We start from the raw sequence: 17,424 nt of genomic DNA, 5'->3' as shown, positions 1-17,424 counted from the left end.
GGATTAGCGTGGTTAAGCGATTGCATCGCCACAGGATCAATTTAAGGCGAAGCGAATCGGTACCCTCACCTTGTAATGGCTCGCCAGTTTTGGGCTTGGCGCCTCAAACTGCCAAGTCTCTACCGCCTCTAGTGCCGCTTGATCCAGCAGGCTGACACCAGAGCTTTTGACTAACGTGAGGGCGAGTTGTTGTCCAAATTCGTTAAACATCACTTCAATTGTTGCGGTTCCTTCCAAGCCTTTTTTGCGCGCCATGCGCGGATATGTTGGTTGGGGAGGTTGACTGGCAAAAGTGGGTGTTGCCAGCTCGATAACCTCGGGAGTGGCTTTGGTGTTCTTGCTGGCACTTGTGGGCGTCACATCGCTGTTGTTAATAGCTGCATTATCTTGAGTCTTGATTTCTGCCATTTGCGATATCTCTCGCTCAGAAGATTTTGCTATTTCTTCTGTTTCTTGTTGATGTAGTGTATTTGCAGCCATTAGCTGCATAGCCGTTGTCGCATCTACCTTAGAGGATGTGTTCGGCGTTGGCTTGTTTTGTTCAGCGGATTTAACAGTTTGCGGCTTAGCTGTGGTCGGTACGTGGGCTTGCTTTGCCATTTCAGTTGTCGCCGTATCAGTTCGTTTTGGCGCCGATTGGGGCTTACTGGCATTAGACAAACGGGCATTAGCTACCTTGGCATTAGACGAGCTTGCATTACGCCCATTTTGAGAGATCGTATCCACGGGATCTGCATTCGCTGGCGTACTTTTTAGCTCAGATATGACCGCTGATTTTTCCACTGAATGATGTGCTGCAAAGCTTAAGGTAACCGCTTTGTTTACCTCATTGAATGTGTGCATTTGAGCAGATTCGTTAAGATCCTTCGGTAATGAAATCGAAGGCTGCGATGCAATCACACCCGTTTGAATCGCAACAGTTAATGCGCCAAAAGCTAAATATCGTTTCGGTGTCACGGCAAACCTTCCCATTCCCAAAGCATTCACTCATCAATCATTGCTAATTAAGATACATAAATATAAATAAGATCGCAAATGATAATGATTTTCATTTGATCTAATTTACATTCTCAGTTAGAGTGCCTGCAATTGCTAAAGTGAATGCTCAAAAAACTAGCAAAATGCCAAGGTGGGCGAATGACTGTTACGGGTCTTTTTAGATACTAATTGATTAATAAAATTAATAATTTGAGGAAGATAATATGAACAAAAAGCCGTTAGTGATCGCCGTTGCGATGGCACTAAGTAGTACGGCGCTAAGTTTTGCGTTAGCGGCTGAAGAAGGCGTCAAACCCACTGCGGTTCAGAAGAGTGCTGAACAGGGGGTGGTTGAAACTGAATTTGATGAAGTGTTAGTGAGTGCGACGCGTTTGAGTGAGAAAGTGTCTGAAACCAGTCGAAGTGTGGCTGTTGTCGCAGAAGAGCAGCTTAACGTTTCACAGGCTTCATCGGTTGCCGAAGTAATAAAAAACGAAGCGAATATTAACTTAACAAATGGCCCAAGAGCGACCTCTCAGGGCGTCGAGATTCGTGGTTTAAGCGGTGATCGTGTTTTACAAACGATCGATGGTGCAAGGCAAAATACCAGTTCGGGTCATCGCGGTTCCTATTTTATGGACCCTGAACTACTTAAATCTATCGAGGTGATCCGTGGTCCTGCCAGTAGTTTGTGGGGCAGTGGTGCCCTCGGCGGTGTTGTTGCACAAAATACTAAGTCTGCTCAGGATTTTTTAGCGCCAAATGAAACCTTTGGTGGTTATGTCAAGCAAGGCTATGACACCAATGGCGACCGCACTAAAACCAGCGCCGCAGTCTATGGCCAGCAAGCAACAGTCGATTGGTTGCTCAATGGCAGTTATGTTGATTCCAATAATATTAATACCGGCAATGATGAAACCTTAGCCAACAGCGCTTCTTCAGGAAGCAGTGGACTGGCTAAATTCGGCTGGCAGGCTGATGAAGCCTCGCGCTTAGCGTTATCGGCAAGAGTTAACAAGATTAATGAATTGGTGCCAAGTAATCCTTCTGCGGCTGTGAGTAGCTCAGTGCCTTTAGTGCGCCGCAAAACGGACGATCAAAATATCACCCTCAATTACAGCTTAGCGCCAGCCAATAATCCTTATTTGGATACTCATGTGCAGGTTTATTGGAATAGCACAGATTACGATGAAGACCGTGTCACTAAAGGCCAATTAGATAGTACTGAATACCGCACCGTTGGCGTTAATGTGAACAATAGTTCTCAACTCGGTAACACTAAGTTGACCTACGGTGTGGATGGCTATCGCGATACCCTTAAAACCGTTAGAGACGATAAGGGACAGGTTGGGCAGCGTCCTGAGGATATTGATGGCGAAACAACGGTATGGGGAGCTTTTACTCGGGCGGATGTGCAACTGACACAAACGGTAAACCTCGATGCAGCTTTGCGTTATGACAGTTTTAAAAACGAGAGTCATAACCTTAATGCATCTGCTGATGATACTGAGCTATCTCCTTCACTTGGATTAAGTTGGCAAACGCAGCCATGGCTGACCTTAAGTGCGCGCTATGATCAGGCCTTCCGAGCGCCGACGGTGGAGGAAATGTTCTCTAGCGGTACCCATTACTGCATTCCGCCAATACCGGGTTTTTTACCCCAAGGGTTATGTAACACCTTTGCGACAAATCCTAGCCTAAAGTCAGAAGTGGCCCGTAATAAAGAGCTTAAAGCTGACTTTCGCTTCAATGAGTTAGCAGGTGATGATGAATTAGCGATTACTTTAAACATCTTCCGTAACGATGTGGACGATTTTATTGTTCAGCAAGTCTCTAATCCATATCGGGGGATACCAGGACTTGAGCAAACAACCTCGTGGAACAACGTGGAAGACGCTCAATTAACGGGCTTTGAGCTCAGCGGTCGTTATCGCATCGGACAAACGCGTTTAGCGATGAATTATGGTCAAACCCGCGGAGAAGACCGTAACACTGGCGATTATATCGAAGGGATGCCAGCCAATAAGTTTAATGTCGACTTGTCCCAAGGGATTATGGAAGGCGATATGAAGCTAGGCACGCGAGTGACCTATGTTGCCAGCCAAGCGAATACACCCAAAGGTTACAGTGTTGCAAAATATGATGAATACACCCTTTGGGATGTGTACCTAGCATGGGAGCCCGCGATGGGCGTGATGTCGGGCCTGAGAGTTGATTTTGCCATTGAAAACATTGGTGATGAGAAGTATCTGCAGGCATGGCAAACCTTGTATCAGCCCGGCCGTAATATGAAGCTGTCTGCACGCTACATGTTCTAAACCTTGGGATAGAGGATCTAGGAAATGACCCAAACAGTCGACATTGAAAACACGGATAACGTGCTGAGTCGCCGAGATTCAAATGCTGAAACCCAGCAAATGTTGCGACAACGATTTGAAACTCAACCAGATTTAATGCCTGCACAATTGGCCAGTGAGTTAGGGATTGCCGAGCTTGAGGTGGTTACCGCCTTACCTAAAGCGCAGCGAGTATTTTTACCTTTGGCCCATATGGACGAGTTACTACAAAGCTTACCCGAGTGGGGTTCGTTAACCACCATAGTGATGCTTTCGGGCAGTGTATTTGAATTTAAAGGCGATTTTCCCCAAGGAAAATTTGCCCATGGTTACTACAACCTCTACAGCAAAGGGGATGGCTTACATGGCCATCTTAAATTGGATGGCATGCGGGCGATAGCTTTGATCAGCAGACCTTTTAGGGGCAGCGAGAGCCATTCCATTAACTTTTTTGGACCTCAGGGGGAAGTGGTATTTAAAGTTTATTTAGGACGTGACAAGCAAAGAGTGCTTTTTCCTGAGCAAGTGCGCCGTTTTAAAGCGCTGGCCGCTACCTTTGCTGATTAACATTGATGAACGTAATTTATTGAGGAAACTAATATGAAGCCTGACATTTCCGAGCAAGAACAGCGTTTAAGGGACAAACTGTTACCTGAAATAGAGGTCTTTAAACAGCAACGTAAAACCTTACAACTCGCCACCGTCGATACCGATGGTCAACCTAATGCCAGTTACGCGCCATTTGCCTTAGCAGACGATGGTTTTTATATCTTGGTGAGTGACTTAGCGCGCCACGGCCATAATCTTAAACAGTCTACTAAAGTGTCTGTGATGCTGGTGGAGGATGAAGTCGAAGCCAAATCTGTATTCGCCCGCAAACGATTAACCTTTGATGCCATGGCTCAAGCGGTTGCACGTGATACGCCCTCGTTTAGCAAAGGAGTCAGCCTGTTATCTAAACGTTTTGGCGACATGTCGGATAATTTGGCAGCGCTGACGGACTTTAACCTGTACAAGTTAGCGCCCCATCAAGGATTGTATGTCAAAGGCTTTGGCCAAGCCTTTACTCTTACAGGCAGTGAATTACTCGATGTGAACTGGAAGCGTGATGGTCACCATGGCACCCCAAAAACGCCTGAAGATATGCAGGTAGCTTAGATATCTGTGTTTTACACTTCTGTACTTTGATCTTGCCCTACTCAAGGCGCAATCATAAACCCGCTATCAATGCGGGTTTATTTTTGGCTTTTATATTCTTAGCCTTGAATTTTTGCTTTGCTAGCATCACTTTGGTTATCGTGTGCGCTTTCTTGTGTGCTCAGTTGATTGTCATTTGTGCTAAGTTGAATGACAAATAAAGCCGAAGGATAACAAGAGTGAACAAACCGCTCATAGAGCCCACCGATTCGAGCATTCCACCTCTTCGACCATTATTGGAGTCCATTGTGTCTCAACAATCTTCACACACCTCGGTTCGCCAACGGGCAGTATTGCCATGGATTTGGCAATTTCTTAAGCCCTATCGTTTGCGAGTTGTCGCGGCGATTGTATTTTTATTGATCGGTTCTTTGGCCTGGTTATCCCTCGGCCAAGGCGTGCGGCTGATGGTGGACGAAGGTTTTATTAAGGATAACGCCCAGCGGCTGAATGAAATTATTCTATTGGTGTTGCTCATCACCGCAGTGAGTGGCACTGCGGTGTTTTGCCGTTTTTATCTGATGACATGGCTTGGGGAGCGTGTCAGTGCCGATATTCGGCTTGCAGTTTATAATCAATTACTTAAATTATCTCCGGCATTTTATGCCAAGGTGCGCACTGGTGAGGTGATTTCACGTTTTACCGCCGATTCAACCTTACTGCAAACCGTTGTCGGTTCGAGTCTCTCTATGGCACTGCGCTCCGGCGTGACGGTTATTGGTGGGCTGGCGATGATGGGGATCACCAGCGTGAAGATGACACTGCTCGTGCTACTGGCCGTGCCTTTGGTGTTGGGGCCTGTCGGTTTCTTTGGCCGAAAAGTGCGTACCTTAGCGCGCGAAAGCCAAGATAGGGTGGCGGATCTCGGTGCCTATGTGGATGAAACCTTGCATGAGATCCACACAGTGCAGGCCTATGGCCATGAGGATAAGGACCGCAGCCTGTTCAATGGCCGTGTCGAAGATGTGATGACCGCCGCCAGCGGCCGCATTCGTTACCGCGCGCTGCTGATTTCTTCAGTGATGTTCCTCAGTATTGCTGCCATTGCGCTAGTGACTTGGGTCGGCGCCCACGATGTGATGTCAGGTAAGATGACGGGCGGCGAACTCTCAGCCTTTATGTTTTATGCCGTGATGGTGGCAGGCGCGGTTGCGACCATTAGTGAAGTGGTCGGGGAAATCCAACGCGCCTCGGGCGCCGCAGAACGCTTAATCGAATTAGCCGAAACTGAGGTCGATATTCCGGCGCCACTGGTGCCTAAAACTCTGCCAGATAAAGTACGCGGCGAGCTGCAACTGCAACAACTTAACTTCCATTATCCCGAGCAAACTCAGTTAGTGCTCAGCGACTTAGACCTTGTAATAAATGCTGGCGAGCGGGTGGCTTTGGTCGGCCCGAGTGGTGCCGGCAAGAGCACGCTATTTCAGTTATTACAGCGGTTTTATGTGCCTTCATCGGGCAGTATCTTATTGGATGGGATTGATATTGCTGCGCTTTCACCACAGGATTTGCGGGCGCAGTTTGCGCTGGTGCCGCAGGACTCAGTGATTTTTGCCACCAGTGTGCTGGAAAATGTGCGCTATGGCCGCGTTGATGCCAGCGAGCAGGAAGTGATTGATGCCTGTATTGCGGCCCGTGCCCATGAGTTTATCAGTGAATTTAATGAAGGTTATCAAACCTATTTGGGTGAGCGCGGTGTGCGCTTATCTGGCGGGCAAAAACAACGTATTGCCATTGCGAGGGCCATTTTAGCCGACAGACCCATCCTATTACTCGATGAGGCCACCAGTGCACTCGATGCCTTGAGTGAGCAAAAAGTGAAGCTGGCGCTTGATGAGTTAATGGCGGGTAAAACTACGCTGATCATCGCCCATCGGCTTGCAACCGTAATTAATGCCGATCGAATTATTGTGTTTGATAAGGGGCGAATTGTTGCCAGTGGTAAGCATCAAACTCTAATGCAAACCAATGATCTATATCGCGAGTTTGCCAGTTTGCAGCTGCTAACGGATGAGGTTAACCCATTGAGCGAGTAAGACTTGGATTGGGTAAAGAGGCTCAAATAAAACCCCAGAGTGTTGCTCTGGGGTTTTATTAGATTTAAAGCCGTTCAAATTACTTAATGGTTTTTAAGGCTGATTTTTGAGTTCTCTACGCAGAATCTTACCCACAGTACTCTTAGGTAGCTGCGGCATAAATTCAATTAACTTAGGCAGTTTGTAGGCAGTGAGTTGCTCGCGGCAGAAGTTGATGATGGTGGTTTTCATCAGTTCAGGGTCTTGGCTGTCATCCTTCAGCACGATACAGGCTTTGACTGCTTCTCCAGAGTGCTCATCCTTTACGCCAACTACGGCGCATTCGATGATATTTGGGTGGCTAGCAAGCACGTTTTCGACTTCATTAGGATAGACGTTAAAGCCAGAGACAATAATCATATCCTTTTTGCGATCAACGATTTGATGGAAGCCTTCCTCGTTCAGAATCGCAATATCCCCCGTTTTAAAGAAACCATCAGCCGTCATCACATTAGCCGTTTCTTGGGGATTATTCCAATAACCTAGCATCACCTGTGGGCCACGGGCTGCGAGCTCACCGGCTTCCCCTTGCGCGACTTCATTACCGTTTTCGTCTAACAGTTTGACCTCAGTGCCGAGAACGGGCTTACCGATAGTGCCAATCTTTTGATATCCCGGTGCATTGAGCGAGATCACTGGCGAGGTCTCGGATAAGCCATAACCTTCACTGATGGTATTGCCTGTGGTTTGCTGCCATAGATTGGCTGCGGCAGCGGTCAGCGCTGTACCGCCAGAAATAGTGATTTTTAAATGACTGAAATCCAGCGCTTTAAATTCAGGTTGATGACACAAGGCGACAAATAAGGTGTTAAGCCCTGCAAAACCGGTGAAGGGGTATTTCGCCAGCGTCTTGATTAAGCCATTAATATCACGGGGATTTGGGATTAATACCGAGCAACCACCACATTCAAAATACAGCACCAAGTTCACCATAAAGGCGTAGATATGGTAAATCGGCAGTGGCGCGACAAAAATATCTTCCCCTTCGGTGATAACACTGCCGATGCGGGATTTTACCTGCGCCGCATTGGCGAGCATATTGCCGTGGGTCAGGATGGCTCCCTTGGAGAGGCCCGTTGTACCACCGGTATATTGCAGCGCGGCTAAATCGCCTAAGGCGGGCACAAAGCGCGTAAATGGTAACTCTGCACCTTGTTTTAATACGTGACAGAATTCGACATTTTTAAGCCCCGTTTTGGGCTGAACTTGTGGATCGATAAGATCTAACGGGTGGGTCGAAATCACCAATTCAATTGGTGTGGTTGCAACCACTTTGGCGAGGGTTGGCAACAGATCTGACAATACCACTAAGGCCTTAGCGCCTGAGTCATTAAACTGATGGATAAGCTCACGTTCAGTATAAAGCGGGTTAGTGTTGACGAGAATCAGGCCTGCTCGTAGTGCACCATAGGCGGCGATGACGAATTGGGTAATATTGGGTAATTGAATCGCGATCCGATCGCCAGGTTTTAGGTTAGTGTTATTCTGCAAATAGGCGGCAAAATAGCGTGAATCGCGTTCTATCTCATTGAAGCTACTGCTTTTACCTAAGCAAGCATATGCGGTTTTATCGCCAAAGCGTTGGCTAGTGCGTTCGATTAAGTCTATGAGTGAAGAGTATTTGCCAAGTTCGAGTTGTGACTCTTGATCGTATGCCATGCCTAACTACCTCAAATCGGTTTAGTCGTTATTATTATTTTAAAATCAAACGAGTGTTTAGATTAGAAGGATTCAACCTATAAGGTCAATCTTTATCGCCAAATAATTCTATCCAAAGATTGCTACTATCTTTATGTTAAAAATAGTGTTTTTACTCTATATGGGCGGAGTAGAGTTAAGTCTTTATTAACTTGGGTATATTAGGGCGTGTTGATGTTTTAGGGGCATTTTTATAGCAATTGTTAGCTGAATTGGGGGAAAGAAAAGGGCGCGCAATAGGATGTGGCCATTTTAAAAACCAATAAGACGCTCAATCGATGGCGTCTTATTGGTTGTCTACAGCTAAATGGGAGCGTTGAGGCTATGAATTAAGGGCTAAAGAAGCCGGTTTCTTGGCTGACGCTTTGTTTGGGTTCGCTGACATCGGTTACCGAGAATTCGATAAGTTTGCGTCCCGCAGGGATTGCATTCTTATCGGCTAATACTGTCACGGGGTAATCTGCTTGTTCACCTGCCGCGAGGGTGATTACCGGGTCAGCAATCAAGCTGAATGGCATTTCGCTGTTGACCGCGAGTTGGTATTGCTTGGTTTGTTGAGTCTTGTTACGGATCTTCAGCTGGTAGGTATTTTCAACTTTATTATCGGCGGTTTCGCGGTACAGACTCTGTCTGTCGCGAATGACGTTAAGCTGAATCTCACTGCGACTGGAGAGATCTAAACCTATCACAACCAACATAATAACAACGGCAGCGCCGTAACCTAAAAAGCGTGGCGAGCGCAAATTGGAATGGGCGACACCTTTTAATTCATTCTCGCTAACATAGCTAATAAGGTTTTGTTTGTAGTAGAATTTTTGCATGGTTTCATTACAGGCATCGACACAGGCGCCGCAGTTAATGCACTCGTATTGAAGGCCTTGGCGAATATCAATCCCCGTCGGGCAGACTTCGACACATAAGTTACAGTCAACACAATCACCGAGTTCGGTTTGTTGCTTGCGTTTACGGGGACCGCGGGCTTCGCCGCGTGCGGCATCATAGGTCACGGTTTTGGTGTTAGCATCGAACATCACGGCCTGAAAACGCGCATAAGGACAGCAGTGTAAGCACATTTGTTCGCGCATCCAGCCAGCGTTTAAGTAAGTGCAAATCGCGAAAAACCATACCCAGCAGGTTGTCCAAAAGCCGGCGTTGCCAGTAAAAATATCCAAGTAGAGTTCACGGGCTGGGATGAAGTAACTGATAAATCCACAGCCAGTAATCAAGGCGGCTAATCCCCACAGGCTGTGTTTGAGCGTTCTTTTACTGAGTTTACTCGCAGACCATGGCGCCTTATCGAGCAACTTGCGTTTATTGCTGTTACCCTCAATTTGGCTTTCGAGCCAGACAAACATAAAGGTCCACGCGGTTTGTGGGCAAAGATAGCCGCACCAGACCCGTCCCCAAAATACGGTTATAAAAAAGAGGCCAAAAGCCGCGGCAATAAACACCCAAGCGAGTAAGGTGAAATCCTGTGGCCAGAGCGTGAGGCCAAAAAAGAAGAATTGTTGCTGACTCACATCCAGCAGTATCGCTTGCCGACCATCAAATGAAATAAACGGCAGTGCAAAAAACAGCAGTACTAACAGGCTATTCATTGTGGTTCTGAGACGCTGAAAATAGCCTTTCTGCTCTCGGAAATGAATCTGGCCACTGCTTTTGTGTGCTGGCTTATCTTCCGTCTGGATATTTTTTACGGGGATAAATTGCTCGGCAGAGGGATGTTTGGCGTTCTCTCTGTGTTGGGTGTCACTCTTGGGCATATGCTGTCCTAACGGCTTAAATAAGATTCGGCTCCCTATAGCAAGCGTTAGGCCAAAATAATTTGCATTTAACTATTTGATATTTATTGATTTAAATTAGATTGGTTTTTATGTGAGTCGCGATATATCGTCAATTGGCGATATCTCGCGTTTTTGAGACTATTCATCATTAGTGATTTGACGTGTAATCCCGAGCTTCTTCATTCGCGATCTGAGGGTACTTGGCGGGACGCCGAGTACACTGGCTGCGCCTTTTGCGCCCGAAATACGCCAGTTCAGCAGTTTTAATGTTTGCTCAATATGCTGTGCTTCTGCCTCGGCCAAGGTTTGTAACGGCGATGTCGCTGTCTGAGTCTGCAGGTGATTCGTGGGCATGGCATGGATATGTAAAATATCCGTTTGAGATAATATAGCCTCACGCTCAAGGATATTCTGCAATTCGCGCACATTGCCGGGCCAGCTGTAGGCCAGTAGTTTTTGCAGACCTTTTTGGCTTACGCCGCGGATTTTTTTACCCAGCTTACGGTTAAGGGAGTGCAGTATATGGCTGACAAGCTCGGGCATATCCTCCAGTCTTGCCCTCAGCGGTGGCACTTGAATTGGGAAGACATTCAAGCGGTAATAGAGATCCATTCGAAATAAGCCCTGTTCAACGCGTTTGAGTAAATCATGATGACTGGCGGCGACTAATCGAATATCGACCTTGATGGTTTCGCTGCCGCCGAGTCGCTCAAAGGATTGCTCTTGGATCACTCGCAGTAACTTAGATTGCGCCTCCAAACTTAATTCGGCCACCTCATCGAGAAACAGGGTGCCTTGATGGGCGAGTTCGAAGCGGCCCTTGCGCTGTTGAGTCGCACCCGTAAAGGCGCCTTTCTCATGGCCAAACAACTCACTCTCTAACAGTGAGGCTGAAAATGCCGCGCAGTTAACGCTGATCATAGGCTTATCTTTGCGGCGACTCAGTTGATGTAAGTTGCGGGCAACCAGCTCTTTGCCTGTGCCATTCTCGCCACAAATCAATACGGTACTGTCGGTATTGGCCACCATATGCAGTTGCTGGATCATATGGCGGATCACTGCGCTACTGCCCGAAATATCAACATCGCCGGTCTTATCGGCTAACTCGGCTTGGAGATAATGATTCTCGCTGGCCAGTTGCTCCGACAGAGCTTGAACCTGTGCTAAAGCCTGGCGTAGCGACTGCTCGGTTTGTTTTTGAATACTGATATCACGAAATATCGCGACTACACCGATAAGTTTGTTGTCCCGATAGACGGGCGTAGAGCTGTAATACACGGGAAAGCTGCTGCCATCCTTGCGCCAAAACACATCGTGGGTAATTTCCCTTGCTATCCCATCCTTTAAGGTGTTGTAGATGGGGCAATCTTCCTGGGGATAATGACTGCCATCCGCATGGCTATGATGATGGCAATTATGGATATTTTTGCCGAGTAACTCTTCATTCTTCCAGCCCGTCATGCGCTCGGCGGCGGGATTAATAAAGACGGCATTACCATTTAAATCAAACCCATAAATGCCTTCACCCACGGCATTGAGCAGTAACTGGTTCTCTGGCAAAAAATGTTTATCCAAGGGCATTGCGGCGGGCTGTGTTGAGGTCATTCCGTTGATTCCTTGATACGAATGAGTGCCAGAGTATAACCCCTTGAGTCGTGTCGCGATATATCGCGAGTTACTTTGTCATGTTTGAATAGAATGGTTTTGAGGCTAGCTTAGAGGTCTGACCATTAACTTGTTGATAATAAAAAGCTTATATTTTAATCAATAGAAAGTTTTATTTAGTGCTGGCTTAAATTGCTAAATTGTTATAAAAATGTTTCATAAATATTATTGGCAAGGTTGAAATAGACCAGTACGCTTACCCTTATATGGGAATACGCATTACTTCGCTAAGATATTTATTTAAGTAACTCGCTAGTTATAAAACTATTTTTATAGTGTTTTGGGGTTAGACGGCTGTTGAGAGTACGGAGTGATTTTCTGCCCACCTTTCCGGAAAATTGCTTTCTACTTATTTGAAGTGTGCAAAAAGGCTGCGATGCAGCCTTTTTTATTGCGCTCTCAATACTCCATTTTTGAAGATTAAGCCAAATAAGCAAAATAGATTACAAGGCTTTAGCCTGGGCTAAGCCATTAAGCACGGCATCGATGGTGAGTTTTGACGGTAGTACTATGCCGTTAGGCGCTCTTGGACCATAGACCTTATTGTAAGGTGTGCCCGGTACTCCTTCATGTTGCATGTAGTTCGCTATGGTGGAATCGGCTTCGCTCCAATTTCCCTGCATCAAAATAATCTTGTCGGCCATCAGTGCATTCACCACTTGCTCCCTATGGGTGACTTCAGCCTTATTGGTTTGGCAAATGCTGCACCAGTCTGAGGTGATATCCACAAACACTGTGTAGCCTTGGGCGACCAGTGGGGCGATTTTTTCGGGGGCCAGCGTGCGCCACTGTAGCTTTTGATAGGCTTGATAATCTTCGCCTTTATGCACAAAACCGATAATTCCGCCTAGGCCAACGGCGAAAAATCCCAACACAAAAATCACCGCCAGTGGAATGCGCTTACCTTTGCTACGTTGCCAGATTAACAGACCAATCGCGCCCACAAGTAATGCGAGAATGACCAGACTGATGAGAGTGATAGTGCCCATAGATGCCTACATAAGTTTCCGATAATCCATTCTATCTTAGCGGCTAACAGCTTAAATCTGCGTGAATTTATGTTTTAAAAGCCGATTAAACCTTTGACGCATTCAGTTGCAATTGTGCTTTTGCGCCGAGTGCGCAGTCTTTGTAAGCTGGTGCACTAATAAAAAGACCACAAAATAATGACTACAGAAGGGAAGGATAATTGATGCGAGTGCTAAATAAAAAGTCAACGCCCGCAGGGCTAACATGGGCAAGTATGTTGCTGCCCTTGTTATTTACTGTGTCCATGGTCGGCCATGCCGAGCCTGCTCAAAAAGGCGAAGCCAAAGTGGATAAGTTAGTGCCAGAGGTGGTGACCACTAAGCATAAAATGACGATTCAAAATCAGAAGATCAGTTATCAAGCCATTAGTGGTGAGACCATTTTAGAGGATGATAAGGGGGAGCCTCAGGCTAGTATCTTTTCTATTACTTATTTAAGGGATGATGTGCAGGACAGCAGTAAACGCCCAGTCACGTTTATTTTTAACGGTGGCCCAGGTTCAGCCTCGCTTTGGCTGCACATGGGACTCTTTGGGCCCAAACGCGTGATTGTGCCCAGTGATGCCAAAGATGATGGTGCGGCACCTTATCGGATTGAAGCAAACGATTACTCATTACTCGATGAATCTGACTTAGTGTTTATCGATCCTGTGGGTACCGGTTTTAGCCGCGCCCTGGGTGAGAAGAAAGGCACCGATTTTTGGGGCGTAAAAGAAGATGCCCAATCCATTGCCGAGTTTATCCGCCGTTGGTTGATTGAACATAAGCGTTGGAATTCGCCCAAATACCTTGCCGGTGAAAGCTATGGTACGACGCGAGCCGCGGCATTAGTGGATGAACTTCAAGGCGGCTGGACCGATATCTCTGTCAATGGCGTGATGCTGATTTCATCGATTCTCGACTTTAGTCACGCTCGCTATCAACCGGGTAACAACCAACCCTACATTGGTTTTTTACCGACCATGGCGGCGACTGCGTTTTATCATAACAAAGTCAGTGATGCCGATAAGGCCTTGGGGCTCGAAGCATTTGTCGAACAGGCGCGTCAATTTGCTATTAAGGATTACGCCTTAGCCCTATTACAGGGCAGCCGTTTAGCGCAAAGTGATTATCAGGCTGTACGCAAACAGTTGGCGCGTTTTACGGGCTTGAGTGAGTCCTACCTCGACAGAGTAAATTTACGGGTGAGTGCGAGTCGCTATACCAAGGAATTGCTCAGGGATCAGGATTTGACCATCGGGCGGTTAGACAGTCGCTATACTGGCAAAGATTACGACAGTGGCGGTGACTCGACCGATAACGACCCGTCAGGATATGGTATTGATGGTGCTTATACAGCGGCTATCCATCAATATCTGTATGAGGATTTAGGGGTTAAATTATCACGCCCCTTCAACGTGCTTTCCACCGATGTTAACCGTGGCTGGAACTGGAATATTAGCGGTAAACAAATGCATTATGTGAATGTGGCACCCTATTTAGGGCAGGCGCAGCGCGAGAATAAAGACTTGCGTATTTTTGTCGGTAACGGATATTTTGATTTCGCAACGCCCTTCTTTGCGACTGAAAATACCTTTGCCGATAACGGCATTGATAATAGCCGCGTCACTATGCATTACTACAAGGCGGGTCATATGATGTATGTAGAGCCTGCATCGCTTGCGCAACTTGTGCAAGATATTCGCGCTTTTTATCATCCCAACGGGGTGAAATGAGAGTGACCGTATTGCTAGGCCAGTGTTAAACTGCCACTCCTGTGAAGGCCCTTTTGAGGGCCTTTTTATGCTTTAAAGGGGTGAAAATGAGCTTTAGTACTTGGTTGGGACTATTGGCGATTTGTTGCTTGGGCGCTATGTCCCCTGGGCCGAGTTTGGCGATGGTCGTGCGTCATACCTTAGGCGGTGGTCGCGGGAAAGGGATTGTGTGTGCTTGGGCGCACTCGATTGGCATAGGGGTCTATGCGCTAGTCACGCTACTTGGTCTTGCGGTAATGCTGAAAAATGCGCCTTTGGTTTTTAATGGGATAGCGATTTTAGGCGCGCTCTATCTGGCATGGATGGGGCTCCAAGCATTACGCTCAAACGGTGGCATGCAGGCAAAACTTACGGCTGGGGAGGCGACGGATACGCTCACGGCGGCGCGCGATGGTATCGCGATTTCCCTGTTCAATCCTAAGATTATGCTGTTCTTTTTAGCGCTGTTTAGCCAGTTTGTGATGGTTGCAGATAGTTTTACAGGTCAAGCTCTTATCGTACTAACACCACTGGTAGTTGATGGGCTCTGGTACACCTTAATTGCGTTAGTGTTGTCCCATTCGAGTATATTGCCTAAGTTGCGGGAAAAAGCGGGCTTGATTGATAAACTTTCTGGTGTGGTATTGATTCTGCTGGCAATACGGGTGCTGTATAGCCTCTATGTGTAGTTGTTCACTATTTTTTGAGCATATAACTTGGATTGCCCGCCAAATAGCTAGTACCGCTAAAATTAGGTTTTACGCATCTGACGGCGCCATCTAACATTGCTAATTCTTGAAATTCCGAAGTAAGAAATAGCTTTATGTGGCAATGGAGATCTTGGGATTCGTGCTTAAATACTGCCAGCAGATTCTCAGGGCTACCAGCTTGTTGATAAACTTTGGTTAGGTGATATTGATGTGCGCTTAATGTTGATTGTGATATAAGCGCATCACCTAAATTCACAATAAACCACTCACATGTTGAAAGCATAATAATTTACCTTACCTGAACTCGGGGTAACGAGTGTCGAAAAAATCTAAATTTAACAAACTAAATCAATGCTATAAATGATTTTTTTGAAAGGAAAAATCTTTTCTTTCTGACTGAGTGCGCAGATTTTTGCGTATATCAAGGCGCTCAGTCGTACGGCATCGCGAGCTATGGTTAGACAGAGCAACGCACAGAGGCCCGAAAAGATGCCTATTCAGCGGCTCTACTTATCCCGAGCTCAGGTTACCTCGTTAGCGCTGCACAGTGTAAAATCTTTTAGCTGAATAAATGGTTTATGGGGCGTAACGTCACATTGGTCTGAGATTCGTTACCACACTTCATCTGACTATATCGCTAGTGCGGCTTTTAGCGTTGTAATTTCAGTGGGTGTTAGCGGTCGCATTTCTCCCTCTGGTAGAGTGTTTAGTGTGTTTGTTGCTGCTTTGCTTTCTGTACAATTATCTTCGCTTACTGTTTCAAGGCTGAGTGTCATTAAGGCCACTCGCTGTAAATCGATAACCTTATAACCTAAGGCGCTGGACATCCGCCGAATTTGCCGATTTAAGCCTTGGATCAGCACTATTTCAAATTTATCTTCACTAAGCCTACGAACGTTACAGGGGAGAGTATCTACCTCTTTGTACTTTACGCCGCTGGCCATTAGCTTAATAAACTCATCGGTGAAGGCCCTCTCTAGCTGCACATGATAGGTTTTACTGTGGGCAAAACTGGGGTGCATCAGTTTGTGGGTGAGTTCGCCATCGTTAGTGAGCAGCAATAATCCGCGGGAATCCTTATCTAATCTGCCGACGGGGTAGAGTCTTGGTGTTGGTGGCAGTAAGTGGAGCAAGCTGGATTTATCGTCTTTGAGTAAACGGCAATCTGTACCTACGGCCTTATTGAATAGCCAATAGGTAGGAGTTTCGCTGCCTAATACAGGCTTTGCATCCAAGCAAATACTATCAAGGCATTGACCATCTGTATCGAGCTGGACTGGGTCGTGATGTGTGGCAATCTTACCATTTAGCGTAATGCGTCCTGCCTCAATTAAGCGGCAGGCCTCTCGGCGTGAACTGATACCACATTGGGCAAGGTATTTAGCTAGACGCATAAACGATTAAGTTAAAATGGGTGATGGACTTGGGCGCGATAATACAGGATTTTGGATAAACGACGCATCGCAAATGCAAGGCTTAAGCACCAAATAATATTGAGGTTCGTTTGCAGCCACATATTGGTACTAACCAAACAGAAATGATTGTCTATATCACAGGGCGGAAAATCCAGTTGGCTCCAATCCAGTTGTAAACTCAGGCTAATAGCGCTGATAAAACTTAATAAACTCAAGTAAAACAAGGGCCTTGGACAGATAAGTTTAGGAACGACTCCGGCAATAATCACTAAGGCATGCAAGGTTAGCGTGCTTAAGAGATAGCTAGTGGAAACCAATCTATGCATGGTTAGAAAGTTAATCGGAAAAATGCCCATCAAAATCACCGAAGTGCCAACCCAAACTCCTGTGAGTGCAATATATTGGCTAAAGCTATCGAGCTTGAGTAAGTACAGCCCAGCCATAGAGATCAGCATGCAAATCCCTGCGGCCAATAATCCTAAATTAAACACATAGGCAAGGGGCGAGTGGGTATAGTCCCCTAAAAAATCGGCGCGGATAAATAGGGCGCTAACGCCCATGGTTTGGTATTGTCCATACAGAGCAACCATCACTCCTATCGCACTGAGCAGTGCGGCTCCCACAATCAACCAAGTGATTAGGCGATGTAAATCGTAAAAACTGGGTTCACGCTGTCTTGGATTCATTTGGCTTTTAATGAATAGTGGTGTGGGTTAAGGGGCAAGGTTGAATAATCGGGTGTAACTTGCCTGAATCCCTTCATGAAGGCAAGTATTCTAAATAGCGCTGCATTTAACCTTTAAAA

Annotated in this window: 14 protein-coding genes; 6 read left to right on the top strand and 8 right to left on the bottom strand. The window is 46.5% G+C overall.

Features of this window, described 5'->3' with window-relative positions; translation table 11 throughout:
• Positions 1-36: 36 nt before the first annotated feature.
• Positions 37-957, bottom strand: coding sequence for an energy transducer TonB (locus M0413_RS10485; protein WP_249554072.1), 921 nt, complete (start codon positions 955-957; stop codon positions 37-39).
• A gap of 245 nt (positions 958-1,202) precedes the next feature.
• Here M0413_RS10485 and M0413_RS10480 point away from each other — a divergent pair, with 245 nt between their 5' ends.
• The 4 genes from M0413_RS10480 to M0413_RS10465 all read left to right on the top strand — a co-directional run bounded on the left by M0413_RS10480 (position 1,203) and on the right by M0413_RS10465 (position 6,547).
• Entirely contained in the window at positions 1,203-3,296 is a 2,094-nt protein-coding gene (locus M0413_RS10480; protein ID WP_249554070.1) for a TonB-dependent hemoglobin/transferrin/lactoferrin family receptor, read from the top strand.
• Positions 3,297-3,395: 99 nt separating this feature from the next.
• Positions 3,396-3,881, top strand: a complete 486-nt coding sequence (gene hutX / locus M0413_RS10475) for a heme utilization cystosolic carrier protein HutX (protein WP_370687114.1) — start codon at positions 3,396-3,398, stop codon at positions 3,879-3,881.
• Positions 3,882-3,914: 33 nt separating this feature from the next.
• Entirely contained in the window at positions 3,915-4,472 is a 558-nt protein-coding gene (gene hutZ / locus M0413_RS10470; RefSeq protein ID WP_037427099.1) for a heme utilization protein HutZ, read from the top strand.
• Positions 4,473-4,759: 287 nt separating this feature from the next.
• Positions 4,760-6,547 (top strand): ABC transporter ATP-binding protein/permease, encoded by a 1,788-nt coding sequence (locus tag M0413_RS10465; protein ID WP_218677779.1) that lies wholly within the window; start codon positions 4,760-4,762, stop codon positions 6,545-6,547.
• A gap of 93 nt (positions 6,548-6,640) precedes the next feature.
• On the opposite strand, the gene M0413_RS10460 is transcribed toward M0413_RS10465, so the two are convergent.
• From M0413_RS10460 to M0413_RS10445, 4 genes are all read right to left on the bottom strand, one after another.
• On the bottom strand, positions 6,641-8,245 hold the full coding sequence (locus tag M0413_RS10460) for a long-chain-fatty-acid--CoA ligase (protein ID WP_055647027.1): 1,605 nt from the start codon (positions 8,243-8,245) through the stop codon (positions 6,641-6,643).
• Positions 8,246-8,613: 368 nt separating this feature from the next.
• A complete protein-coding gene (gene ccoG, locus M0413_RS10455; RefSeq protein ID WP_249554068.1) occupies positions 8,614-10,047 on the bottom strand; it encodes a cytochrome c oxidase accessory protein CcoG in 1,434 nt (477 codons plus the stop codon).
• A gap of 159 nt (positions 10,048-10,206) precedes the next feature.
• A complete protein-coding gene (locus M0413_RS10450; protein WP_249554066.1) occupies positions 10,207-11,673 on the bottom strand; it encodes a sigma-54 interaction domain-containing protein in 1,467 nt (488 codons plus the stop codon).
• 503 nt (positions 11,674-12,176) lie between these two features.
• A complete protein-coding gene (locus tag M0413_RS10445; protein ID WP_037427092.1) occupies positions 12,177-12,722 on the bottom strand; it encodes a thioredoxin family protein in 546 nt (181 codons plus the stop codon).
• Positions 12,723-12,925: 203 nt separating this feature from the next.
• On the opposite strand from M0413_RS10445, the gene M0413_RS10440 reads away from it, so the two are divergent.
• Both M0413_RS10440 and M0413_RS10435 read left to right on the top strand, forming a co-directional pair.
• Positions 12,926-14,476 (top strand): S10 family peptidase, encoded by a 1,551-nt coding sequence (locus M0413_RS10440; protein WP_249554064.1) that lies wholly within the window; start codon positions 12,926-12,928, stop codon positions 14,474-14,476.
• Between the two features lie 86 nt (positions 14,477-14,562).
• Positions 14,563-15,183: a LysE family translocator gene (locus M0413_RS10435; RefSeq protein WP_037427088.1), complete on the top strand. Its 621-nt coding sequence runs from the start codon at positions 14,563-14,565 to the stop codon at positions 15,181-15,183.
• 7 nt (positions 15,184-15,190) lie between these two features.
• Here the strand turns inward: M0413_RS10435 and M0413_RS10430 are convergent, their stop codons facing one another.
• From M0413_RS10430 to M0413_RS10420, 3 genes are all read right to left on the bottom strand, one after another.
• Positions 15,191-15,460, bottom strand: a complete 270-nt coding sequence (locus tag M0413_RS10430) for a hypothetical protein (protein ID WP_169547450.1) — start codon at positions 15,458-15,460, stop codon at positions 15,191-15,193.
• 373 nt (positions 15,461-15,833) lie between these two features.
• Positions 15,834-16,598: a 23S rRNA pseudouridine(2604) synthase RluF gene (locus M0413_RS10425; RefSeq protein ID WP_037427083.1), complete on the bottom strand. Its 765-nt coding sequence runs from the start codon at positions 16,596-16,598 to the stop codon at positions 15,834-15,836.
• A gap of 11 nt (positions 16,599-16,609) precedes the next feature.
• Positions 16,610-17,305, bottom strand: coding sequence for a hypothetical protein (locus tag M0413_RS10420; RefSeq protein WP_037415052.1), 696 nt, complete (start codon positions 17,303-17,305; stop codon positions 16,610-16,612).
• Positions 17,306-17,424: the final 119 nt, after the last annotated feature.

The sequence above is a fragment of the Shewanella sp. 8A genome, assembly GCF_023475945.1.
GTDB classification, from domain to species: domain Bacteria; phylum Pseudomonadota; class Gammaproteobacteria; order Enterobacterales; family Shewanellaceae; genus Shewanella; species Shewanella xiamenensis.
This window is presented reverse-complemented; position numbering and strand designations above follow the sequence as displayed.